Raw genomic sequence first — 23727 nt, 5'->3', positions numbered from 1 at the left:
ATCTTGTTTAGCCGCTTATGCTTACTACAGATAAAATCCAAACCGGGTTACGGTTTTATATGTACTTTGCTTGGCTGCACCTGCATTCCATCATTGAGTACATCAATTCTGTTCATTACGATTTTTTCTCCTGCCGTTAGTCCAGATTTAAGCAGGTATTCGTTGGCCGTATTGCCGGCGATTTCGATCTGTTTCATGGCCACTTTGTTTTTTTCTCCAATGACATAAACAAAGTACCGGTCTTGAATATCTTTAACCGCTGCCATCGGAACCAGCAGCACATCCTCATGTTTCTTTGTCAATACCACCTTGGCCGAACCGCCCGAACGCAATACCTTATTCGGATTCGGGAAGCTTGCTTTCAGGGTTATACTGCCGGTGTTTTTATCAATGTTTCCACTGGCGACTTCCACCTGACCGCTGTGTTCGTATACCGTTCCGTCAGCAAGGATCAGGCTGGCTTTCTGCTTGCCTGTTTTGCCATGTTGATCCCGTACGAATGCGATGAAATCCGCTTCACTTAAAGCGAAGTAAACATTCACAGTATTGATTTCCGACAGGGTGGTCAACGGTATAGCATCATTGGGCGTAATCAGGTTGCCGATGCGGTTCGGTATACGTCCGATGTAGCCGCTCACAGGGGCGTTGATCTGAGTGAAACGTGCATTGATCTCCGATGATCCCAAAGCGGCGCGTGCCTGTGCTACTTGTGCCTTAGCGGCCGCATAGTTTGCTTCAGCCGTTCTGAGCTGAAGTTCAGTATAAACTTTGCCCTCGACCAATGGTTGTATTTTTTCAATCTCCAGCTTTGCGTTCTGTTCGGCGGACAAAGCCGCCTGGTAAGCCGCCTTGCTATTGTTTACCTGCTCATTGTATACATCGGGTTTTATTTTAAAAAGCGCTTGACCAGCAGTGACATAGTCACCCTCTTTTACATAAATCTGATCCAGGTAGCCTGTTACCTGCGCTTTGACATCAACATTGACGGTACCTTCCAGGGCGCCCGGATATTTTTTTTCAGTCTCCGCTTCGGTAGGAGACAATTCGATAAAATCAACAGTAATGGCCTGCTCCTGTGGTTGCTCCTGGTTGCCACCACAGGACGATAATAAGGTAGCTGCTGTAATTAAAGTAAGAAAAGGTTTTAGAGTCATCGTTCTTTGTGCCATATCATCATTTTTTGTAAAGCAAAAGAAAGAATTGTTTTGACGCTCAGGGAGGAAAAATCTACCGAGACGTTACAATTGGCCGCTGAACCGTAGATGTTCTGACCTGAATTTATCATTTAACAGCCAAAAATATGGATCCGGCAACGAGGTATCAGAAAGCTGGACCACGTCAGCGCTAAATGCGTTTGAAGCGTTGTTAAGAGCGGAGGGAAGGTTAGTAGTCCAGCCAATTTTTGAGCAGTTGCGCCTTTTCCCTGCTGACGAGAATTTCGACATCTTCGCTTTGCCTGATTTCTATTTTCAGTTTGCCATTAAAGTGATTGTGCAATCTCTTAATTGCGTCTATATGTATGATAAACTGTCTATTGGCGCGAAAGAAGACCTTGGGATCCAGTTGCTGTTCCAATTCTTCCATGGTCTGGGGGACGATTTCGACCTGTCCGGATTTTAGACGGGCGTGAGTCATTTTAAATTCAGAATAGAAATACAGAATGTCCTCTACGACCACGGTTTTATAGCCGTCTTTATACGGAAGTAAAAAACGTGCCCTAAAATCCTTAGGCGCGATAAAATCGAGCAAACCCTGTAAGGGTACGTGATTTAGCTGCTGAAGCAGCAGATTTTCCAGTTTCTCCAACGCATCTGCGAGTTCTTTCTTCTCTACCGGTTTAAGAAGATAGTCTATGCTATTGAATTTAAAAGCGCGTACGGCATACTCGTCAAATGCGGTTGTAAAGATAATGGGACAATCGATTTTGGCATTTTCCAGGATTTCAAAACTCAGGCCGTCGGAGAGGCGGATATCCATCATCACAAGATCCGGTGTTTCATTGTCGCTAAACCAGCTTATGCTGTCTGCAATATTATCAAGCACATCCAGAATCTGGACGGTGGGTTTGATCTCGCGCAAAAGACGTTTTAAGCGATCGGCGTTCAGTTTCTCGTCTTCAATAATCAATATATTGGTGATACTCATGACGCTTGTTCAATTAGTGGTAAATTAACTTTAAATGTTCTCCCGGTGTTCAAAATCTGAGGTTGCAGGTGGGACAGTAAATCGTACCTTTTGATGATATTGGAGATGCCGAGCCCAGATGATTCCGATACCTGTTCAATAGGTAACAGGGTGTTTTCGACGACGAGCTGGTTTTGTGAGTTGGTATATACTTTAATTCTTAACGGCCGTTTTTTGTTTGTCTGATTGTGCTTGAGCGCATTCTCGACGAGCAGCTGTAGGGTGAGAGGAGGGAGCTGGTAGCTGTATTTGGCCGGATCCACGTTGATCTCAAAATGAACACCGTCGCCGAATCTATTTTTTATCAAAAAAATATAGGAATCGAGAAAATTAAGTTCTTCTTCCAGTGAGATGACATCCTTCTTGGAGTTGACCAACAGATAGCGATATATCTTGGAAAAATTTTCGGCATATTCATAACCCAGCTGCTGATTTTCCAGAATGATTTCGGAGAGTACACTGAGGTTGTTGAAAACGAAGTGGGGGTCAATCTGCAGTTTTAGCGATTGCAGTTCGGTCTCCAAGATAACCTGTCCGAGTTTTGCAGCACGTATGGATTCGTTTTTCCAGTTGTTGATCAGATGAATCCCGATGTTAATTCCCATAATCAGGAGTGCCACCATCACGCTGATTGAGATATTTTGTATGACGCCTCTTTTTTCTTCCAATGATCCCGCCACGGTGATATTCTGCAGTTCATAATAATAGCGGGATATGATATAAACCAAGAGGAGGTTGATCATCAGCACGACGAAAAGATTGATGACGGTCTCTATGATCAGTCTTTCCATGGGGCTGTCTTTCCAGGTAATGACACGGTCCAGCCTGCCGTGCATAAAAATGCTGAATTCGGAAATCGCGAAACTATAAATGATGGTAAATGTCCATTCTCCCAGTATTTCAAAGATATTTCGCTGAAAGTAGCCGTTCCAGCAACTGGCAAAAGGGTCAATAATATAAGCGATAAGATAGATGAGAAGAAAAGACAGGATGGTGAATAATAGCCTTTTCTTGTTTTTACTGATTAAATTTTCATCATTTTTATAGTTGACTTTATCCTGCATTCGTTTTACTTAATATTTACCTTTTGAAATCTACGCAAATTTCGCAATTCATCTAAGGATTGAATGACAATTTTGTGCCGAAGCGTACAAACAGCATTCCGAAATATCATTTTATTATTACCCAATCGTATGTGGCCCACTGCTTAAGAGTGACTGGTTTTCCCTATAAGATAGCGATTTTTTTTGAATTTGTATACCTGGCAGAAAAATATCTTTTTATGCCGGAAATGAAAGGCCGACTTGCAAATCTGAGGGGCATTTGTTCTTTTTTATTCCATCGTTTGAAAGATTTATAAACAAAAAACAGGAGACCCATTAGGTGGTCCCCTGTCGTCCAGATATGTGATATAAAATTAGAAAAATTGCACGTTAATTGTTGCTCCATCCACCGCCCAAGGAACGGTAAAGGTCTACCACGGCCGAAAGCTCCGCTTTGCTGACCTGAGCGAGCTCAAGTTCACTCTGCAGGATGTTGCTCTGTGCGGTAATAACCTCCAGGTAAGTGGCCATGCCGGTCTCGAAAAGGAGGTTGGCGTGTTTGGTCGCCTCTTTTAGCCGGTTGGTCCTGTCCAAGGCGATTTGTTGTTTTTCTTTTAGTTTTTGTATGGAGATCAGTGCATCGGAGACTTCTCCTGCCGCGGCAATGACTTTTTGTTTAAAGATCATTACGTTTTTCTCCTGTTCCACCCGCGCGAGCTCGTACTGCGTTTTCAATTCCTTACGTTGAAAAATAGGCTGGGTGATGCTTCCCGTAATGGCACCAAACAGGGAGGCGGGAATATTGAACCAATTGCTCGCTTTGAACGCATTTACACCTGCTTCGGCGCTGATGATGAGCGAGGGATACATCTTTGCTTTGCTGTACTGCTGATAAGCCTGTGATCCGGTAACTGCAAGTTCAGCCTGTTTGACATCCGGTCGGTAGCTTAATAAGTCCGCTGGGACGCCGGTCGCCAGATTTTCGGGAAAGCGTACATCAGTCAGCTGCTTCACTATGTTGATTTGCGCTGGGAGTTTGCCACTGAGAATCTGGATGGCATTCTCCTGGATACGGATCTGCTGTTCGAAATCAGGAATCAGGGCTGCTGCCGATAAGCGTTGTGCCGCTACCTGCTCTAAGGCAAGTAAAGAAATATCGCCTACTTCATATTGCTGTTTGACAATCCGCAAGGTCGTATCACTGAGCTGCAGATTCTGCTTTGCGATATCGCGAAGCGTATAGAGCATCAAAAGCTGATAGTAGCCGTGTGCCACCTGGGCGACCACCTGAGTCTGAATAAGTTTTCGGGCCTCTTCTGTCTGCAGATAGGATGCCAGGGCGACGGCGTTCTGGCTCTTGATTTTACCCCACAAGTCGGCTTCCCAGGAGAGTCCTACTGAGGCGGTATAATCTTCGACATGGTGCTGACCTAAGAACTGGCCGAGACTCAATCCGTTCATGCTGTTATTGGACGGGTTGGTACTATTTGCCCTGATCTGCAACTGTGCTGCCGGAAGGTAACTGGCTTTTGCTTGTTTTAAACTCAGTTGCGCGGCTTCGATATTTTTTAGGGCCAGCTGCATATCAAGGTTATGCTGAATGGCGCTATCTATTAAGCTTTGTAAGGTAGGATCTTTAAAGAAATCCCGCCATGGAATAGAGCCGATGTTGCCTGCTTGCGGTACTGCGCCCTGATCACGATACTGCTCGGGGAGGCTGGGAGCATGTTGTTTGTTGCTCACCAGCTTTTCCGTGCTGCAGGACCATGCGACAAAAGATAAGATCGAAACCGCCAGAAGTTTAGCTTGTCTATTCATATATTTCGTTGTTGTCATGATATGCTAATTATTTGTATGTACCGGAATTTCCAGAGCAGCCGGTTCTTTTGCCTGGTGTTCCTGTGTCGCTGTGCTGCTCAATTTTTCCTGGATAAATTGGAAGAAAATAAAGAGGATCGGAATGATAAAAAGCCCTAAAATAACTCCTGAAAGCATGCCCCCTGCTGCGGCAATACTGATAGAGTGGTTACCCTGAGCTGAAGGCCCTATAGCGAACATCATCGGGATCATACCAACGATGAAAGCTAGGGAGGTCATGATAATCGGTCTTAGACGCAGCTTTGCAGCATTAAGGGCAGCACTGGGTATGGACATGCCCTGTTTGCGGCCCTGAATTGCAAATTCGACGATCAGGATCGCGTTTTTAGCCAGTAACCCGATAAGCATCACCAAGGCCACCTGAACGTAGATGTTATTCGCAATATCAGTAAGACTGATTGCCGCGAACACCCCGAATATACCTGTTGGGATAGACAGTATGACGGCCAACGGAATGATATAGCTTTCGTACTGTGCCGCAAGCAGGAAGTAAACGAAGATCAGACAGAGGATGAAAATGAGCGTAGACTGTCCGCCAGAAACGATTTCCTCTTTGGTCATGCCCGAAAATTCATAGGTGAAGCCCGTGGGTAACTGTTGTTTGGCAACTTCTTCCACCGCGCGGATTGCATCTCCCGAGCTGTATCCGGGTTTAGGGATGGCGTTGATACCAATCGAATTAAATAAGTTGTATCGAGAAGCGGTCTCTGGACCGTAAACACGTTCCAATTTTACTAGGGTATTGATGGGCACCATGTCTCCAAGCCTGTTTTTTACAAAAATACCGTCCATAGCTGTAGGTTCACTACGGTCTTTGGCATCTGCCTGGACCATCACCCGATAATATTTGCCAAACCGGTTGAAGTCTGAAGCCTGCGCACTGCCAAAATAAGCCTGCATGGTCTGCAGAATGCTCTTGGTGCTCACGCCGAGCTGTTCGGCCTTGATGTCGTCCACTTGCAGCTCATATTGTGGGTAATCCGCTTTGAAAGTGGTAAAAGCCATCAGGATTTCAGGCCGTTTCATGAGCTCGCCAATGAAATTCTGTCCGACCGAGCTAAACTTGCCGAGCTGCCCTCCCGTGCGGTCCTGAAGTACCATATCCAGTCCGTCCACGTTACTAAATCCGGGAACAGTAGGGAAGGTGAATACAAAGAAGTTGGCCCCTTTAATATTTGCAAGGCGTTGGTTGACATCGGCCATAATGGCATTGATATCTTTGATATGGCCCCGTTCTTCGTGCGGTTTAAGCAAGATGAAGGCAACACCTGCAGAAGGGCTGGTGGACTGTGTCAAAATGTTGAAACCGGCAAGTACGTTGAGTGTTTTGGTGAAGTCAGCATGTTGAAGCTGTTTTTCTGCTTCGGCTAATGCTCCCGATGTACGGTCCAGCGATGCTCCGGCAGGCATGGAAAGCGACACGGCGATAAACCCTTGATCTTCTGAGGGAATAAAACCTGTAGGCGTACGACGGATCATGAAAACCGTCAACAGCAAGGTGATGCCCAGGCCAGCAAATGCGACCCATTTGTAACGGATCAAAAAGCGTAAGCTTCCCAGATAGTTTTTGGTGATTCGTTCGAACCCAACATTGAAACCCGCGAAGAAGCGATCTTTAAAGTTGAGTTGCTTCGCTTCACCGTTTGTATGATGTACTGGTTTTAAAAACAATGCACAGAGTGCTGGACTCAGGGTCAGTGCATTGATTGCAGAAATAACAATAGCGATGGCCAGGGTAAAAGCAAATTGCCTATAGAATACCCCTGTCGAGCCCTCCATAAAACCGATGGGCAGAAAGACAGCAGACATCACCAAGGTAATGGAGATAATCGCTCCAGTGATTTCGCTCATGGCGGATGTTGTCGCTAGCTTTGGCGGCAGGTGATTATGTTCCATCTTGGCGTGCACGGCCTCGACTACAACAATGGCATCGTCGACGACGATACCGATCGCCAGCACCAGCGCAAACAAAGTCAGGAGATTGATAGAGAAACCGAATAGCTGCATGAAGAAGAACGTACCCACGATCGCAACAGGTACAGCAATAGCTGGGATCAAGGTTGATCTAAAATCCTGCAGGAACAAGAATACCACTAAGAAGACCAAGATAAAAGCTTCGACCAATGTATGTTTAACCTGATCGATAGACTGGTCAAGTGCATCCTTGGTATTGTATAATACGAGGTATTTCACTCCCTTAGGAAAGCTTAGGGACGCTTTCTCCATAAACTCCTGAATGGCGATCTGAATTTCGTTGGCGTTGGAGCCTGCGAGCTGCATCACACCGATATTGAGTCCAGCCTTCCCATTGATGCGGGTATGGCTGGCATAGGTATACGATCCAAGTTCCACTCGGGCAACATCTTTAAGTCTCAATACAGATCCATCTGTATTTGAGCGGATAATGATATTTTCATAGTCGCTGGGCTGATTGAGTTTACCTTTATATTTAATTACAAATTCAAAGGCTTCGCGGCTGCTTTCACCGAATTTTCCCGGTGCAGCTTCCACGTTTTTGTCCTGAATGGCAGCCATTACTTCTTCGGGCGTCAGCTTGTAGGTTGCCATCTGATTCGGATTTAGCCATACACGCATCGAATAGTCTTTGCTACCTCCAAACGCCAGTGCTTGCCCAACGCCAGGGATACGTTTCAGTTCGGGAATAATGTTGATCTGCGCATAGTTGGTAATAAAAGTTTGATCATATTTACTCTCATCTTCGGTATAGAGATCCAATACCATGATTAGGCTGTTCTGCTGTTTAGCCGTTGTTATGCCGGCCTGAACCACTTCAGCGGGAAGCTGGCTGGTGGCTTGAGCAACACGGTTTTGTACGTTGACAGCTGCCTGATCAGGATCGGTGCCCAGCTTGAAATAAACGGTAATCATCAGTGAGCCGTCGTTACTTGCCGTTGAGCTCATGTAGCTCATGTTTTCCACTCCATTGATCGATTCTTCCAATGAAGGGGCCACAGCGCGGAGTACAGTCTCGGCATTGGCACCCGGATATAGTGCCGTTACCTGTACCGCTGGGGGAGCAATGTCGGGAAACTGCTGTAAAGGCAGTTTGAGTATACCGATAATTCCCAGTATGACCAGTAATATGGAAATTACGGTGGCAAGTACGGGCCTTTCTATAAATTTCTTAAGCATAATAATGTTTGTCGAGTTATAATATTAATTGATGCTGTCTTTTGAAAAAGCTTGTGGAGTGATTTTCTGGCCATCTTGAAGTAGGTCGATGCCTTTATAGACGATACGATCCCCGGCAGAGATCCCTTTGCTGACAAGATAGTTGGCACCACTTTTTCCGATGACAGTAATCGGTTGTTGCACCACTTTGTTCTCTTTCCCGACGGTGTAAACGAAGATTTTGTCTTGCATTTCCAGCGTTGCTAGCTGAGGAACCAATAGTGCTTGATCGTATTTCTTCTGAAGTCTAACACGGCCGGTGTTTCCATTGCGCAGGACACCCTCTGGATTGCTGAAGGTAGCCCTGAGTGTAATGGCGCCTGTATTTTTATCAAACTGGCCATCCACCATATCTATTTTTCCTTTTTGGTCATAAACGGTCTGATCAGAAAGTACCAGGCTGATGGGGGGAAGGTTGTTTAATTTCTGTTGAAGATTATCGCCTGCTGTATTGTTTTTGAATGCAATGAAATCATTCTCGCCCAAAGAAAAATAAACATGGAGATCTTTAACATTGGAAAGCGTTGTCAGCGGCTGACCGTCCGTAGGTCCTACCAAGCTTCCCTGCTTACGCTGCAGTCTTCCGATATAACCATCGGCCGATGCGCGAATTAAGGTATAACCCACGTTGATTTTTGCCGCTTCTACCGCAGACACCGCCAGCTGTACATTGGCTTTTGCTGCATTGCGGGCACTAATGGCAGATTTCAGCTGAAAATCAGTCAGTACTTTGTTGTTGACCAATTTAGTTTTCTTTTCAACTTCCAGCTCCGCATTTTCCAAGGTCGCTTTTGCAGCCAGCAAGTTTGCCTTGGCTTGGTTTAGCTGCTCTTGATATGGGCGGTCGTTAATCTTGAAAAGTGCCTGACCTTTGCGTACTCTAGCGCCCTCATCGACATAGATCTGTTCGAGGATTCCTTCTACCTGGGGTCTGATTTCAATATTCGATGAAGCTTCTATGGTAGCGGGATATTCCTGGTATACCGTCTCGTTGCCTTGTTCGATAGCGATAACTGGAAGGCTGACAGGAGGAGCATCCATTGGTTTGCTTGTGCCTGTCGAACAGCTGTATAAGAAAATAGCGCTCAGCACATATGCAGTCTTTACGATATTAATTCGTTTAACACTGTTAAGTGCTGGAATGTAAATCTTTTTAAGACTTGGTGATACATTTGTTTTCATGTGATATTAAAATTGAGTTTTGGTTTTATTTAACGGTGTTAGATTTTTTAACGTTGTATATTCTTGTATAAAAAAAATTAATCTTTTAACGAGCGGGTGATGCCGTAAATAGCATCTTTTAGTACCTCCTGATTCGTGCTATCCCCATTGCCTTGGTTGACCAGATTAATGGAGATGAGGCCGTGAATGATCGACCAGTAAGTAAAGTATTTTCTACAGACCAGATCTTCTGAGGGGTCTTTGTCCTTCATGATTTCGCGGATTACATCGCTGATGATTTTGCCATGTGATTCTGCACATTTATAGGTCTTTTCAAATCCGCAGCAGGCTGTACCTACACCAAACATCAGCTGGTATAGTTCACGTTCGTCAAAAGCAAAATCCCAATAGCTAAACCACATGGCTTCCAATTGTTTTTCCAGATCGGTTTCGGTTGATCGTGCTTGCTTTACTTTCTTGGCGAGCAGTAGGTATCCCTGATTGGCGAGCTCGTTTAGGATAGCGTCCTTATTGGCAAAATATTCATAGATCATAGGCGCGGTGTATTCGATGATATCCGCAATCTTACGCATACTCAAGGCCTGCCACCCCTCTTCTTTTACGATTTGAAGTGCAGCATCCAAAATATTGTTTCTGTTCTCATCTTTGAGACGTTGTATGCGTTCCTTGCTACCCATGTTTATTTCATAAATGATTTAACACTGTTAAGCAAAATTGAAACTTTTTATTTTAATTAATGACATCTGAAAGTCATTAATTAAAAATCCATCGCTACGAGGTTATCTGGGGTGTATGGATGGATGCTTCTTCGAGGATCTGACGAATGCGCTTGTTTTCTTTTTCTGACAGCTGAACGGTATTCTGTATGACCGTAAGAACATCGGCGCGCTTATGTGTCTGAAGAACCAGGTCCAGAAAACCTAAGTAGGACTGTACCAATTCGGATTTAACACCATAGAAAATACGGGGTTCGGCTGTATAGATTTCCTGAATGAGTTTCAGAAGAGTTTCTTTCCGTCTTTTGTCCGCTGCTGTCTGATTGTATATTGGCAGGTAGCCCTTTCTTTCCAATTCGTCAAGCTGATTTGCTACTGCGTTTTCATGAACATATTTTTTCTGTTTTCGGTTTAGAAACTCGCGCAGTTCAGCCAATACCTGGCGGTAAACAAGCTGTTTGGCTCTCCCGGTAAACAGGTTTTCATCCATGGATAAGCTGATGTCATCCTGTTTGAACTGATCGAAGAAATTAGAATTGATATAAACCGAGTGGTGAAAACCAATAGCATTGTTGTTGAAGCTGCTGAGTAATTTCGCAACTTCTTTTTTTTCACTATTTAAAAAATAGTAATAGTAGCGGTCGCCAATCTGCCGGTTCCAGCGGATATAGTCCACCTCAAAAACATAAGAGTCGTTGTCGTCAGGGCTGTACATTGTCCAGGTAAGCTGGTCGGTTTCCTGGATCAGGTGATCATATTTCAAGGCTTTACCGTTAATCCGGATGCTATAGTTTGCATGACGGTTTAGATAGAGAAACCCGCCAAACTCCTGCGCCATAAAATCAAGCAAGTCTTCGGATTCCAGCATGGCGGCGTGTACTCCAAAAATTCCCTGTAACTTGACGTCTGTTCCGGTGTCCCGGTTTTTCACGGCTGTGCGCTCACTGATATTATAGTGTTCTTTGCTGTCCCTGTCGATCTGAATCTGGTAGCTGTTTAAGGCGTTGTCTTCGTTGACTACTGTTGTCCAGACTGCCCGTGTGGCGAAGAGCGAAAAAGAGAAGCGCCCTTTACCTTTTTTTCCTCTGGTATAGGAACTCCGTTTAAGGTTATTTTTCTTTACGGAATCCAGAAAATTTCCGAAGGAGTATTCCAGCAGATTGTATGCAATACCTGCGCCGTTGTCCCGGATGCTGATCTGATGAATATAACCCAGATCGTTGCTGTCGACATCGATGTCTATCGCCGTAGCCCCTGCATCAAATCCGTTCCACACATATTCTGCAATCGCATGTTTCGGATCTTTGGGTAGTCCGGCAGACTCGATACTCAGGTTGGTGATTTTTGTGTCTTTTTTCATGGTTTAATCGTTTCGGTGCGTTAAATTTAACGAATAAAATGAATTCTGGCTGCTTATCTCGTTTAATGCCGGAGAGAACCCATTATCCACAAGAATATGTAAAGTAAGGAACTTATGCTTATAAAAACACTAAAGCTTCTATTTGACAGAGACTTAAAAAGACTTCGGGCGGAAATTGCCCTATATCAGGATGAGCGCAATATCTGGAGGGTGGAAAATCGTATTGCGAATTCCGCCGGAAATTTATGTCTGCATTTAATTGGTAACCTGCAGACGTATATCGGTGCCGAGATCGGAAAAACGGGTTATGTTCGAAATCGGGAACAGGAATTTTCGCTGAAGGATGTTCCGCGTGAGCAGCTTCTGAACAAAATAGACGACACGATCGCTGTCGTTGACAGCGCGCTGGATCAGCTAACAGATGATGTCTTGGCGGATGTTTATCCGTTATTGGTGTTCGAAGAGAAAACAACAACAGGCTATTTATTAGTTCATTTAACTACCCATCTGACTTACCATTTAGGGCAGATCAATTACCACCGTCGGTTGCTGGACATCATCTGAAGTCGGCAGCGTGATAGGCTGTGGGAGTCGGCAGTGGCGTAAAATTATTGGCATGAGAAGAATTTTGACATTGATCGCTTGCTGTGGCATTTTAAATGCACAGGCGCAGCAAGACAGCATAACGGTGGTGATCGCGCCGGAATACGACCAGGTTAGTATGGTTCACCGGTTTTGGCTGGGCGATAGTTACCGCAGGTTGTACAATACGCCTGTCCGTATGCGGATCATGGATCTGCAAAGTGAGCAAGGTGGACTCCGGGTAATCAAGCTGGGGGGAGGCATGCAGACACAGTCCCTTCGGATGGCTGATCCTACAGGAAGGGAATGGGTGCTCAGGTCTATTCAGAAATATCCCGAACGAAGCTTGCCCGAAAGCCTCAGGAAAACATTTGCAAAGGACATCGTCCAAGATCAGATTTCTATCGCACATCCTTTTGGAGCGCTGACGGTTCCGGTATTCAATAGGGCACTGGGGATACCCCATGTAGCTCCGGAGCTTGTTTATGTGGGGGACGATGCCGCGTTTGGTGAATACCGGGACGTTTTTAAGAACAGAGCCTATATGTTTGAAGCACGGACCCCTTTTGAAGATCAGAAAACCGATAACACCGCAAAAGTAATCCGAAAAACATTAGCGGACAATGATACACAGACTGACCAGCTATTAACGTTACGGGCGCGGTTGCTTGATTTTGTACTGGGGGATTGGGATCGGCATGAAGATAATTGGCGATGGGATCCGGAGAAGGAAAAAGGCAAAAGGATCTATACACCTGTTCCACGGGACCGTGACAAGGTATATTATAAAACTTCAGGCGTCTTTCCTGTATTACTTTCTTACCAATGGCTGAAAGCTCACTTGCAGCCCTTCGGACCGCATATCCGGAACATAGCTCATTGGAATTTTAATGCGCGTCATTTTGACCGCTTTTTTTTGAATCATCTCAGTGAGGGGGACTGGAAAGAGCAAATCAGGCTGGTACAGCTAAGTCTTTCAGATACATTGATTCATCAGGCTATGCTGGCGATGCCGGACACCATTGTCAAACTGAGTGCTGCGCAACTGGAAAAAAACATCCGCTCGCGCAGGGATGATCTTATGCAGAGCGGCATCACCTATTACCGTGCATTGGCCCAGGTCGTTGATCTGCCCTTGTCCGCAAAATCAGAATTTATCGATATCGATTATCAGCACGATGGCTCGGTTAAGGTAGATATCCGTAACAAGAAAAAGGATGGTACAGTAGGCCGGAGGCTTATACAACGTACATTCCGGCCCGAAGAAACCAAGGAGATCAGGGTTTATGGAATAGGGGGGGAGGATGAATATAAGCTGCATGGATCAGGACGTTCACCTATTCGGCTAAGACTAATCGGAGGGCAGGACAAGGACCGTTATCGTGTCGGTGAAAAATTTGATAACGGTCGGCAGGTATATATTTATGATTCGAAGGACCAAAGACCGGAATTAGGTCAAGTGGCCAATTCGCTCAGGCTTAAGTTGAGCAACGATAGTACTGTGCATCAATTTGAATATAATGGTTTTGCCTATGACCGCAAAGGCGTCGTTTTTAACATCGACTATGGAGTGGATCGGGGACTGATTTTTGGCTTAGGATATCTGATCGAAAATCAGGGGTTTAGAAAGGAACCGTATGCCTATAGGCATCAGATAATGGGAAGTTATCTGACCGGCCGGGAGTCGTTCATGTTTGATTATAAGGGCAATTATAAGGATCTCATCGGAGGACAGGATCTTTCTGTTCATCTTTCATCGCTCGGCCCCAAAAACCTCAGTAACTTTTTTGGCTATGGAAACAGCACGGTCTTTGAAAAATCGGAAGAAAGAGGTATTTCCTACTATCGCAATAGATTTGATATTGTACAGGCTGACATTCTTTTGGAGAAATTTCTGAAGCCAGAGTTAAAATTGTTCTACGGTTGGTCTTCCGGGTACTATCATAGCAAGGCAATTAATAACGTCGGTCGTTTTTTTGAGGAATTTAATGCGAAATACCCTGCTGAGCCTATCTATGGGAGCAATTTTTTTACAGGCGTCGCTGCTGGCATGGATTACGACACACGGGATCAGACCTCCGCGCCAAAGTCAGGCGTGCATATTCATTCACGTCTGGTCTGGAATACCGAACTGGGGGGCGAACAGCGGAGTTATACCAAACTACAGCACAGTATGGCTGTGTATAAAACTGTTGTGAGCGACTATCTTACCTTTGCCAACAGGCTGGGACTGGATGCGGTGTGGGGGAATCCCTATTTTTATCAGCATGCACAGATTGGCGGGGAAATGAGCCTTCGGGGGTACAACTCAAGACGTTTTACAGGAAAGACGACTCTTTATAATAATTTTGACGTGCGCCTGAAGCTATTCAGTTATTCCTCCTATCTTGTTCCGGGTACGGTAGGAGCGATCGGTTTTTACGATATAGGCCGTGTCTGGATGACCGGCGATCGTTCGGACACCTGGCATATGGGCTATGGAGGAGGGGTCTATTTTATGCCCGGTGATCTATTGATGATTCAGGGTGTGCTCGGGTTTAGCAGGGAAGCGACTTTACCCTATATTCGGGTCGGGCTTTCCTTCTAACTAATAACAGGCCTGCAGCCTGTTGTTGTGGAACAGTCATACTAAAAAAGATATTGAATGAATAGGCATATGGAATCGGAAGCTAAAAAAAAATTGAACAAATATCTAGCAAGCCAGGAACAACGAAACAGCCGTGTCGAACTTTCCATCCTGCACCACTATAAACAATATGCGAAGACTTATGCTGAGATTCACAACGGAATAGCGGTGCTCAGTGACCTTACCGCGAACTGGAGCTACACCTTTATGGGCCAAATCGCACAGCGTTTGCATCTTTCAGAAGCGGAAAGAAAGCTGGAAATCAATAGTATCTGGGAAGATTTTCTGCTAGAACGCGTACACCCCGAGGATCTTGCTGTCAAACATGCGCTCGAACTGCAGTTTCTGGATCTGCTGAAAAGAGTTCCCTTGAAAGAGCGGTTTAATTATCGGGCGAATACCGTATTACGGATCGGCGGAAAGGGGGGGCAAACGTTAGCCATGTCACATCAGATCGTATATCTGAATGCTCCCGGTGCGGTATTTCCGCAGTTAGCCCTGTGTTGTTATACTTTGCTTCCGGATACCGAAATCGCAGAAAATAACGGTAGCTATATTTTTAATCAGTTGACAGGCATGCGTTATCCCATGAATGAGCAGGGGCTGAAAGAAACGATCAGTAACCGGGAAAAACAGATATTGAACTGCATAAAGGAGGGGATGATCAGTAAAGATATTGCCGCGAAACTGGATCTCAGTATCCATACGGTCAACCGGCATCGGCAAAATATTCTTCAGAAATTACAGGTGCGCAATTCGCATGAGGCAGTGCAGGTATTTAGCAGGATGTCGTCACGATAAGGTATCTTATGCTATCTGCCAGTTGAAATTCGGGCAGATAGCATAAGATACTCAGCATAAGATACTCAGTCGGCGCTGTTTTCCTTCAACCACTTTGTGCGGCGTTGGTGGGGGAGATGTTTTATGCTGAAATGTTCAAATGTGGCCTGAAAACCATTGCCATCCGGCGAAGCCGCCATGACCCCTACCCGCACGGGGTGGTTGTCCTGTAACCAGGCATTCCGCATCATTGTGTACTTCTTGTCGTCAAAAGAATAAAAAAACTCGACGGCGTCCAGTCTGCGCACTGCTTTGATCCAAATATAAGGGATTTCTTTCTCGATCGGAATGATGCTCCAGTCGCTTGTCCGGTGGGTGACCACTGTGCTTAGATTGTACTTCCCATCAACATACTCAATTCCTGCTTTAATATAGTTCTCATGGTCGATGCGCAGCATGATGCCAGCTTGGTCGAATCGGTTTTGATATTTTGCTGTAATCTTAGCCTTTACTTCAAATTCGCCACCACGTTCGGTGTATAGAAATGGAGCGTCATCTACGGTGAAGCCATAGTGTGACAGGCGCCAGTAATCACTTTTGGGAGTGACCTGCATGGAGAGCGTGTTTGCAGTCACGCTCCATTCGGCAGGTTCATTATACCAGGTCATTTTATCAAGCTGTTGAGCCATTGCAGGAGCAGCCGTTACCTGGAGCAATACTGCGGCAAAAAAGATCTTTATGTTTTTCATGCGAATATTATATAAGCAGAAGCGCTGTACTTCCGATACAAAGATATCCCGTAAGAAGCGAGATTTTCAATACTGATAAATAACCATTATCGTGAGCATCACAAACAATTGTAATTTATTTGCAATTTAATTGCATTTAATATTATTGCTACATAGTTGCAATAATAAAAAATGATATCTTCGTACTATTATTACGTCAGGGGTTGGCGTACGCTACGTTACGGAGCGGAAATAAAACGCCATTAAAAGGTATTTGTATGGAATTTTGGGAACGTCATTTTATAGAAAAAGGTGAGATGTGGGGGGGAAGCCCTGCCCGCTCTGCCATTATTGCGAAAGATTTCTTTTATAAAAAAAATATAAAGGACATTTTGATTCCCGGATTTGGTTATGGTAGAAATGCCGCTGTTTTTCTGGACAAAGGCATACAGGTGACTGGTATCGAAATATCGCCCACAGCAATTGCACTGGCTCGAAAGCATTTTGGAGATGAAACGACAATTTATCAAGGGTCGGTCACAGCGATGCCGTTTGACAATAAGCAATATGACGGAATCTTTTGCCATGCATTGATTCACTTGCTTGACAGGGATGAAAGGGCGAAGTTTATCCAAGATTGTTTTGGGCAACTGGCCGATGGGGGGTATATGATTTTCTCGGCAGTGTCAAAGGCAGCAGCTATTTACGGGCAGGGGGTACAGCTAGGTGTGGATCGATTCTCATTATTTGATGGCGTTAGCATGTTCTTCTATGATGAAAATTCCATCCGGACAGAGTTTGGTGCCTATGGATTGATGGACATCAGTGAAGTCGAGGAGAATTTTCCATTCCACCTGATCAGCTGCAAAAAATAAAAACGAATATACAAGTATAGTAAGATGAAAGACGATAAAGAATTCGACGTGATTATTATTGGTGGCAGTTATGCAGGTCTTTCTGCGGCCATGGCATTGGGACGTTCCTTGCGGCGCGTATTAGTATTGGACAGCGGCGCGCCCTGCAACCGACAGACGCCTCATTCCCATAATTTTATAACACAAGACGGTGAAAAGCCAGCAGTTATAGCGAACAAGGCGAAGGAACAGGTCAAGCGTTATGCTACTGTGACATTACAGAAGGGATTGGCCGTGAGTGGAAGAAAAACTCTGGCGGGTTTTGAGATACAGACAGAAAATGGCGAACTGTTTAGCGGCCGCAAACTTATTTTCGCTAGCGGTATCGAGGATATCATGCCCAGTATCCAAGGATTTGCGGCTTGCTGGGGCATTTCGGTGATTCACTGTCCTTACTGTCATGGCTACGAGTTCAGGGGCAGGAAAACCGCAATTATTGCCAATGGCGAGAGAGCCATGCACCTCGCCTCTCTCGTTCATAATCTAACGAAAGAGTTGACGATACTGACTACAGGAGAAACGAGTTTTAATGCAGAACAGCTCGAAAAGCTGCGAACAAAAGGCATCACCCTTCTGGAAAAAGAGATCAGCAAAATCCAGCACAAGAGTGGCTGGGTGCAACAGGTGGTTTTTAAAGATGGCGAGTCACAGGCTTTTGATGCGGTGTATGCTGCAGTCCCTTTCAGACAGCATTCAGCTATGCCAGCCACGTTGGGCTGCGAGATGACTGAAATGGGGCACATCGTCGTTGACAATTTTCAAAAGACAACCGTGAAGGGCATCTTTGCCTGTGGTGATAATTCCAGTATGATGCGGTCGGTGGCCAATGCGGTGGCAACAGGCAATGTTGCCGGAGCGATGGCCAATAAGGAGCTGGTAGACGAAATCTTCTAGATCAAATAGGCCCATACACCGATTTTTATGGGGACTGGATCTGGTGAGGGCAGCGGGTGGGCTACCATTATTTTACCTGTCGAACTGCCGCTGTCCGTGCAGCCGTGTCCCGTCCCCACGCCGCTAGGGACTGCAGTAGCGGGATCAATGTTTTCCCAAATTCTGTCAGCTCATAATCTACTTTCAAAGGAGCTTTATCTGTGTGAACCGTCCGTTTGACCAAACGATCGGCCTCCAGTTCCTTCAGCTGTAGACTTAATGTGCGTTCAGTGATTAAACGGCATTCCTTCCTCAATTCATTATAACGTTTTTTTTCGATTAAATGAATTAGAATTACTGCTTTCCATTTTCCGCCTATATATTTCATTGTCAGGCTCGTACTGCAGGGATATTGTTTGTTGTCTATCAAATACATCTGTTACTATCAAAATTGACCGTTATTGCAAATATAGAGCACTATATTTAAGTTTGCAACTATAAAAAATATAGTTAATTAACAAAGTAGGTTATGACATTTTTAGAAACAGCACAACAGCGTTACACAACAAAGAAGTATAATTCAGCAGAAAGGATCTCAGGACAACAGATTGCCGAACTGAAGGAGATACTGCGATTGAGTCCGTCTTCCATCAATAGTCAGCCATGGAAATTTTTCTTTATTTCGGAAGGTGAAACGAAACAGAAACTTGCAGCTGCATCGTATTGGAATGCGCAGAAAATTAATGAAGCCAGTCATCTCGTGGTATTTAGCACTCTCGAAAATGTACAACGCTTTGAAGAACAGATCGCCAGTACACTGCCCGAAGGCTCTATACATTACTACCATCAGTTTCTAAAATCTCAGGGTGATGCACATGTAAAGTCCTGGATGAAACAGCAGGTGTATCTTTCTTTAGGTTTTTTTCTTGCCGCATGTGCCGCGAATAAAATCGATGCAACGCCTATGGAGGGGATTGAGAATACTGTATATGACGAGATTTTGGGGCTTCAAGATTATAAAACGATGTTTGCTGTAGCCATAGGTTACCGGCATGCAGCGGACACAAACCAGCCTGCGATCACCGCCAAATCACGTTTGAAAATGGAAGAGGTCATCCAGACATTGTAACGCTTCAAAAAGCTGGGAGTGAAAATATCCCAGCTTTTGAGCAGATAAGGGACACTTCAGCTACATATAAGCGATGAGGTAGAGCACACCCATCGTCGCGGGCAGAATTAAAAATAATGTGCCCTTTCGATGATAAAATAAGATAAAGTGAGCGACAACATAGTTATAATGAGTATGTTGGGATGATTTTTGTTGCTCATAATATCATGAGGCAGGAATTGGCAGAAAAGATAAAATTGTATAGTAAACGGTACGGATTGTTTATGCACCCCGAGTATATTAGTTTTGCCCGGGATACAACAAGACTGCTGCTTCGCAACGAGTGTCTTCGTGTAGGCGATATTAAAATCTATCAGGATTATATCGCTTCCCACTATCCTGAAGACTTGCCTTGGGAAATGAAACAATATCAGGAGGCGTCCAAGGCGCTGGAAAGGATGGATAGAATGAAGGCGATGTCTTGGGTGGCCACCCATCAAGTCAGTCTTTTTGAATCGGACATCTTTATCGACGATGAAGATGCCATCTTGCGGCCGATTCAGTCGAAGGATGGCGATTTGTTGCGTTACAATTTCAATACACTGGAAGAGCTGATTTACAATCATCAGTTGCCCGAAGAACTTTTTCGTAAAAATCGGTCGTATTTTTGGATTGATACCCGCGTGGAGTTCCGGTAGATAGGTTATCACACGCTGCTGTATCCAATTGGGGCCGAGTGAGGCATAACAGTGCCAGAACGACGGGAAAACCAAAGCCCTTAGCGTGGACCAAGGACTTTGAAAAAAATATTTTTTTTATAATTTCTTGATTTTCAGATTTCTGAAGGAGACTCCGCGCGACCAGTCCTGAAGGGCCAGCTTACCATTTACATGCTGACCAAATTCCGGATAATCTTTAAAGGTGCTGTGTTTGACCAGATCTTTCCACTTTGCTGAAGTGAAATCCATTTCGGCGGTAACCTTTCCATTGAGATAAAAGGTGATTTTGCCGTCCTTTTGGATGATACTCGATTGGTTCCAGTCGTTTCCGGCCTTTGTATTGACAAAGTTTTGCTGCGGTAAAAACATGTACAGGCAGCCAGCGCGTTTTAGCGGTTTATCAAAGTCGGGGTGTGAATCAGCCAAGAGCTGGTACTCCGGCCCTGAATGATAAGTAGCATTGATATCCGGCCGCTCCTGAACATTGACGAAAACGCCACTATTACCTTCCTTTTCCAGCTTCCATTCAAATTTAAATTCATAATTTTTGTACTCCGCGTCAGAAACGAGGTCATATTTCTGGCTTTCACTACCGGGATCGCAATATATTGTACCATTTTTGACCACCCAGGCATTTGGTGCTTTTTTCTCATTATTGTATGTATGCCAATGATTAAGTGTGGAACCATCAAATAGTAGCTCCCATCCTTCATTCTTTTCTTCGTTTGTCAGGGTGTTGGGAGTACTCGTATCATTTTTGCAGGAGTAAAACAGACAGCCCAGACAAGCTGCAAGCAGAACTTTTTTGAACAGGTTTAAGTTTGTCATTGTATATAGTTGTTTTTTATCATTAACTCTTCTACAGATATTTACGAAAATAATGGTTAAAGTTTGTTTTTCCCAGATGAATTGCGGCACATGGTATATTTGTTACATTCCTGATTTTACCCTTTAACTGTCATTTTCCTGACCATACTGCCAAAGGGGGTAAAAAGCCCGGCATTGATTTACTCTAATCCGTTTAGGGAATATCTTTTTGTTCCGTTATTTATCATTTTGATAAAGTCGCATATCATTTTGATAGGACTTTGTTTTCTTCGTTTTAATTGATATGTTTTTAAGTGGTTGATATTTATGGATTTGATGCGTTTGTCAAAATAATGGAATACTGTTTGGCATACAAGAATCAAACAGCGTAATAACATGAGCAGGGGGAAAAGAATATATTTCAGACGGCGGGGAATACTGTACAACAGGTTCCTCGTAATTGGTAAAGACAAATTACTTATAGAATGAAAAAGTTAAACCGTTACCGCGCTGGTATGTATCTGGTTTTCCATTACCGGGAGATTCGTTTAGAGCTTAATCAGCTGATCCGTCAACACAATTTTGCAGGGGCCCTACAGGCAATCATCAATTATCTCAGGTCGTTGACTGCCGACCATCGGGTAGATGAATTGTGTCGCCATATTTACTTCGTAGGTACCTTATATCGCAGAGGCAATCATTATGTCAGATATATCATAGAGAATCTGTTTGTTCGTTCTCTGGCCGGAATGAGACGAATCTGTTCCCCACACGAATGGACGCTGGTTGAAAACCGTCTCCCGCTATCTTTTTTGGAAATCCAGTGGAAACAGCAACACCAATTTATCTAAATTGATATATGACGCTTTATTTTAGTCGTGCTCTTTTTTGGGATCTGGCTGTTATGTCATCCTGAGAGCGAAACAGCGCTACAGCAAGCTCTGCGCTGTAGCGGTACTGTTGTGAGCCGGATCGTCCTAGTTGTTGACCAGGGCCATGGCACCTTCACTATAGCGTGCCCCGATGTTGGGATACTTTTCGAGGATAGCGTCGATGGCTGCCAGATCCGTATTTGATAGTTGTAGCTCTATAGCTCCGACATTCTCTTCCAGGTACTTTCGTTTCTTTGTCCCCGGAATCGGAATGATATCATCTCCCTGAGCCAATACCCAAGCCAGAGCGAGTTGTATAGGTGAGCACCGCTTGTCTTTAGCCAGTAGAGCAAACTCCGAAACTAGCTGTGCATTGTTGACCGCATGCTCTCCTTGATTGCGAGGCAATGTCCGTCTAAAATCGTCGGCCGCGAGGCTGTGCAGATCCAGTGCATTGGAAAATAGACCTCTGGCTAGCGGAGAGTAAGGGACCAGGCTAATACCTAAGTGACGTACTGTTTGTAATATTTCTTTTTCTACATCGCGGGTGAGCAGCGAATACTCGCTCTGGAGCGCTGCAATGGGATGTACGGCGTTTGCTTTGATGATGGACTCTGGCGATGCTTCGCTTAATCCCAGGTATCTCACTTTACCTTCTTTAACCAATTCAGCCATGGCGCCTACCGTATCTTCGACTGGGATATTGGGATCAATGCGGTGCGCATAATATAAATCAATAGTGTCCACACGAAGACGGCGTAGACTATTTTCCACAGCTATTTTTATCCAGGTGGGTGAGCCGTCAAAATAGGTGTTCGCGGTACCGCTAGGCCCGGCTTTTCCATCTTTAAAACGGAAACCAAATTTGGTCGCAATAAATACTTTATCACGATTAGGAACCAGCACTTTTGCTATGAGCTCTTCATTGGCGCCGTTACCATACATATCTGCAGTATCCCAAAAATTCACACCTAGATCCAGCGCACGCTCCAATGTGGCAATACTTTCCTTTTCGTCGCTGGGACCATATGCAAAACTCATGCCCATACAGCCTAAGCCTATGGCCGATAACTTTTCGTTTGTTGTTCCAAGATTTCTATATTTCATGACTATTCTCTTTGTTCCATACAAAAGTAGTCACGGCTCTGCGGGATTGAATTAAGACAATCAAACAGATTCTTACACTTTTCAAACAGTATTGGTCCGTAGCTGGTTGGGCGATATTCCCGTATGCTTTTTAAAGAAACTAGTGAAATAGGATGGGTATTCAAAACCTAGGCTGTAAGCAATATCGGCGATGTTCCAGTGGGTGTGTAAGAGCAATGACTTGGCTTCTTGTGCGACACGGTGAGCGATATGCGCGCTGGTTGTTTTGCCTGTGGTCTCTTTAACCGCACGGTTGAGGTGATTGATATGTACCGAAAGAGCATGGGCATAGTCAGCCGGACTTTTCAGCTGCAGGCCGGGGGTGGTCGTGTTTACCGGAAATTGGCGTTCCAGCAATTCCAGAAAAAGACTGGATACACGAGAGGACGCATTGGTATAAGTACCATACTCCTGAGCAGGACTTGACTTCATCGCTTCGTGGATCAATAAATGGAGATAGCTGCGTAATACATCATCCTTATGCACGTAGGATGAGCTGACCTCCACCATCATTTTTTTGAAAATTGCCGAAATTTCTACCAGCTGTTCCCTATCTGGGAAATAAACTGGATTGCTCCCAATTTTAAAGAGAGGAGAGTCTTTTAGGCTTTCGATGCGCTCACTATGCTGGATGAACTCTTCGGTAAATACACAGTACCATCCCGATTGCTCTGAAGATTCAGGTTCCCAGGAGTAGGGTACCACCGGGTTGGCAAATAACATTGCCGGCCGGTCTATCTGTATCCATTTATCGGCATAGTACAGCTTTCCTTTCCCAATAATCAGTGAGGTCTTATAAAAATCACGGCGATTGTAGGGAGACGCCACTGTACAGGCGGCCCGGCTAAAGACGTTAAAGTGTCCAAAGCCCATATTGTTTAGAGCGGGGTCGACCTCTACCATTTCCGGATGCCTTTTATAAAAATCGATGACGCTTTCCGCTGATTTCATGATACTAAATTATTAAAAATCATCTACATTCTGGGCTTGTATCCGGATCAAATTACATTGAGAGAG

The 23727-nt window shown here is 44.7% G+C and carries 21 protein-coding genes; 8 read left to right on the top strand and 13 right to left on the bottom strand.

Annotated elements, in window-relative coordinates; translation table 11 throughout:
- Positions 1–47: 47 nt before the first annotated feature.
- The 8 genes from K7A41_RS10010 to K7A41_RS09975 form a co-directional block, all read right to left on the bottom strand.
- Entirely contained in the window at positions 48–1169 is a 1122-nt protein-coding gene (locus K7A41_RS10010; RefSeq protein WP_051606454.1) for an efflux RND transporter periplasmic adaptor subunit, read from the bottom strand.
- Between the two features lie 214 nt (positions 1170–1383).
- Positions 1384–2145, bottom strand: a complete 762-nt coding sequence (locus K7A41_RS10005; protein ID WP_028068387.1) for a LytR/AlgR family response regulator transcription factor — start codon at positions 2143–2145, stop codon at positions 1384–1386.
- Positions 2142–3248: a sensor histidine kinase gene (locus K7A41_RS10000; protein WP_028068386.1), complete on the bottom strand. Its 1107-nt coding sequence runs from the start codon at positions 3246–3248 to the stop codon at positions 2142–2144. The genes K7A41_RS10005 and K7A41_RS10000 overlap by 4 nt, the downstream gene beginning before the upstream one ends.
- Positions 3249–3617: 369 nt before the next feature.
- Entirely contained in the window at positions 3618–5063 is a 1446-nt protein-coding gene (locus K7A41_RS09995; RefSeq protein ID WP_265713622.1) for an efflux transporter outer membrane subunit, read from the bottom strand.
- Positions 5064–5069: 6 nt separating this feature from the next.
- Positions 5070–8258: an efflux RND transporter permease subunit gene (locus tag K7A41_RS09990; protein WP_265713621.1), complete on the bottom strand. Its 3189-nt coding sequence runs from the start codon at positions 8256–8258 to the stop codon at positions 5070–5072.
- 24 nt (positions 8259–8282) lie between these two features.
- Complete coding sequence (locus K7A41_RS09985; protein ID WP_265713620.1) at positions 8283–9479, bottom strand: efflux RND transporter periplasmic adaptor subunit; 1197 nt, start codon at positions 9477–9479, stop codon at positions 8283–8285.
- A 77-nt stretch (positions 9480–9556) separates the two neighbouring features.
- Positions 9557–10156, bottom strand: coding sequence for a TetR/AcrR family transcriptional regulator (locus K7A41_RS09980; protein ID WP_028068381.1), 600 nt, complete (start codon positions 10154–10156; stop codon positions 9557–9559).
- 94 nt (positions 10157–10250) lie between these two features.
- Entirely contained in the window at positions 10251–11555 is a 1305-nt protein-coding gene (locus K7A41_RS09975; protein ID WP_265713619.1) for an ATP-binding protein, read from the bottom strand.
- A gap of 114 nt (positions 11556–11669) precedes the next feature.
- Between K7A41_RS09975 and K7A41_RS09970 the strand changes: the two genes are divergently transcribed.
- Genes K7A41_RS09970 through K7A41_RS09960 form a run of 3 tightly spaced genes read left to right on the top strand, consistent with a single transcriptional unit; the run spans position 11670 to position 15564 of the window.
- Positions 11670–12119 (top strand): DinB family protein, encoded by a 450-nt coding sequence (locus K7A41_RS09970; protein WP_028068379.1) that lies wholly within the window; start codon positions 11670–11672, stop codon positions 12117–12119.
- Between the two features lie 52 nt (positions 12120–12171).
- A complete protein-coding gene (locus K7A41_RS09965; protein ID WP_265713618.1) occupies positions 12172–14724 on the top strand; it encodes a BamA/TamA family outer membrane protein in 2553 nt (850 codons plus the stop codon).
- A 57-nt stretch (positions 14725–14781) separates the two neighbouring features.
- A complete protein-coding gene (locus K7A41_RS09960; RefSeq protein WP_265713617.1) occupies positions 14782–15564 on the top strand; it encodes a response regulator transcription factor in 783 nt (260 codons plus the stop codon).
- A gap of 65 nt (positions 15565–15629) precedes the next feature.
- On the opposite strand, the gene K7A41_RS09955 is transcribed toward K7A41_RS09960, so the two are convergent.
- Positions 15630–16292 carry a DUF1349 domain-containing protein gene (locus K7A41_RS09955; protein ID WP_265713616.1) on the bottom strand — a complete coding sequence of 221 codons (663 nt, stop codon included), beginning with the start codon at positions 16290–16292 and terminating at the stop codon, positions 15630–15632.
- A gap of 257 nt (positions 16293–16549) precedes the next feature.
- On the opposite strand from K7A41_RS09955, the gene K7A41_RS09950 reads away from it, so the two are divergent.
- Together K7A41_RS09950 and K7A41_RS09945 are read left to right on the top strand one after the other, a co-directional pair.
- Positions 16550–17146, top strand: coding sequence for a class I SAM-dependent methyltransferase (locus K7A41_RS09950; protein WP_265713615.1), 597 nt, complete (start codon positions 16550–16552; stop codon positions 17144–17146).
- Between the two features lie 24 nt (positions 17147–17170).
- Positions 17171–18079 carry an NAD(P)/FAD-dependent oxidoreductase gene (locus K7A41_RS09945; RefSeq protein WP_265713614.1) on the top strand — a complete coding sequence of 303 codons (909 nt, stop codon included), beginning with the start codon at positions 17171–17173 and terminating at the stop codon, positions 18077–18079.
- A gap of 67 nt (positions 18080–18146) precedes the next feature.
- Here K7A41_RS09945 and K7A41_RS09940 read toward each other — a convergent pair whose 3' ends face one another.
- Positions 18147–18446: a winged helix-turn-helix transcriptional regulator gene (locus K7A41_RS09940; protein WP_265713613.1), complete on the bottom strand. Its 300-nt coding sequence runs from the start codon at positions 18444–18446 to the stop codon at positions 18147–18149.
- Positions 18447–18587: 141 nt separating this feature from the next.
- Here K7A41_RS09940 and K7A41_RS09935 point away from each other — a divergent pair, with 141 nt between their 5' ends.
- Together K7A41_RS09935 and K7A41_RS09930 are read left to right on the top strand one after the other, a co-directional pair.
- Positions 18588–19187 (top strand): nitroreductase family protein, encoded by a 600-nt coding sequence (locus K7A41_RS09935; RefSeq protein WP_265713612.1) that lies wholly within the window; start codon positions 18588–18590, stop codon positions 19185–19187.
- Between the two features lie 206 nt (positions 19188–19393).
- Entirely contained in the window at positions 19394–19864 is a 471-nt protein-coding gene (locus tag K7A41_RS09930) for a hypothetical protein (RefSeq protein WP_265713611.1), read from the top strand.
- 117 nt (positions 19865–19981) lie between these two features.
- Here K7A41_RS09930 and K7A41_RS09925 read toward each other — a convergent pair whose 3' ends face one another.
- Positions 19982–20713 (bottom strand): 3-keto-disaccharide hydrolase, encoded by a 732-nt coding sequence (locus tag K7A41_RS09925; RefSeq protein WP_265713610.1) that lies wholly within the window; start codon positions 20711–20713, stop codon positions 19982–19984.
- A gap of 464 nt (positions 20714–21177) precedes the next feature.
- On the opposite strand from K7A41_RS09925, the gene K7A41_RS09920 reads away from it, so the two are divergent.
- On the top strand, positions 21178–21543 hold the full coding sequence (locus K7A41_RS09920; protein ID WP_265713609.1) for a hypothetical protein: 366 nt from the start codon (positions 21178–21180) through the stop codon (positions 21541–21543).
- Positions 21544–21669: 126 nt separating this feature from the next.
- On the opposite strand, the gene K7A41_RS09915 is transcribed toward K7A41_RS09920, so the two are convergent.
- Positions 21670–22671 carry an aldo/keto reductase gene (locus tag K7A41_RS09915; RefSeq protein WP_265713608.1) on the bottom strand — a complete coding sequence of 334 codons (1002 nt, stop codon included), beginning with the start codon at positions 22669–22671 and terminating at the stop codon, positions 21670–21672.
- A gap of 81 nt (positions 22672–22752) precedes the next feature.
- Positions 22753–23661, bottom strand: coding sequence for a helix-turn-helix domain-containing protein (locus tag K7A41_RS09910; protein WP_265713607.1), 909 nt, complete (start codon positions 23659–23661; stop codon positions 22753–22755).
- Positions 23662–23727: the final 66 nt, after the last annotated feature.

This window comes from Sphingobacterium sp. InxBP1, from assembly GCF_026191775.1.
GTDB classification, from domain to species: domain Bacteria; phylum Bacteroidota; class Bacteroidia; order Sphingobacteriales; family Sphingobacteriaceae; genus Sphingobacterium; species Sphingobacterium thalpophilum.
The sequence above is the reverse complement of the archived record's forward strand: the minus strand, read 5'-3'. Positions and strand labels throughout refer to the sequence as shown.